Source organism: Streptomyces cinereospinus, from assembly GCF_042430725.1.
In the GTDB taxonomy this organism is placed as follows: domain Bacteria; phylum Actinomycetota; class Actinomycetes; order Streptomycetales; family Streptomycetaceae; genus Streptomyces; species Streptomyces cinereospinus.
The window spans coordinates 1-923 of record NZ_JBHMCY010000197.1; the positions used below are offsets into that span (position 1 = coordinate 1).

Genomic DNA, 923 nt, shown 5'->3' on the forward strand with positions numbered 1-923 from the left:
TCGATGTGCACCAGCACGTCATTCCCCCTGCCTACCAGGCGTTCCTGGACGCGCGTGGTATCTCCACCGGTGGTCTGGCGCCGGTGTGGGGCGAGGATCTCGCGTTGAGGGCGATGGACGCCCATGGTGTCGCCACCGGCATCCTGTCCCTGTCGGTGCCGGGTGTGCGCTTCGAGGGGGGTGATGTCCAGGCGCGGGAACTGGCCCGCCGGGTCAACGAGTTCGGGGCCGGGCTGGCCGCGCGGCGTCATGACCGGTTCGGCTTCTTCGCGACGCTGACGCTCCCGGACGTGGAGGGCAGTGTGGCCGAGGCCGCCTACGCTTTGGACGAGCTCGGCGCGGAGGGCGTGGTGCTGTTCGCCAACGCCGAGGGCGCCTACCTCGGGGATCCGCGCTTCGAGCCCTTGCTGGCCGAACTCGACCGCCGTCGCGCCGTGGTCTACATCCATCCCTCGCACCTGCACGGGGCGGTGGCCGACGGGATCCCGCCCTATATCGGGGACTACCTGCTGGACTCGACCCGGACCGCGGTGAGCCTGGTGCGCAGCGGTGAGGTGCGCCGCTGGCCGGACATCACGTTCGTCCTGTCCCACGGGGGTGGTTTCATCCCGTTCGCCGCGCACCGTCTGGCCATGACGATGAGTTACGACAGCGACCGCACGGTCGACGAACTCCTGGCCGATCTGAGGACTTTCCACGTGGAGACCGCGCAGGCGGCGAGCCCTGTCAGCCTGCCGTGCGTGCTCGACTTCTTCGGCGTCGACCGGGTGCTGTTCGGCACCGACTGGCCGCACGTCACCGACCGCGGCGCGGCGTACTTCACCAGCCACTACGACCGTTATCCCCTCAGCGACGCCGACCGTGCCGCCATCGACAGCGGCAACGCACGCCGGCTGCTGCCCCGCTACGCGGACGCGCGCTGA

1 protein-coding gene is annotated in these 923 nt (G+C 70.0%); it reads left to right on the plus strand.

The annotated features are described in order from the left end of the window. Nucleotides 1-923: amidohydrolase family protein (locus ACFF45_RS35475; RefSeq protein WP_381351166.1), on the plus strand; the 923-nt coding region annotated here is incomplete at its 5' end.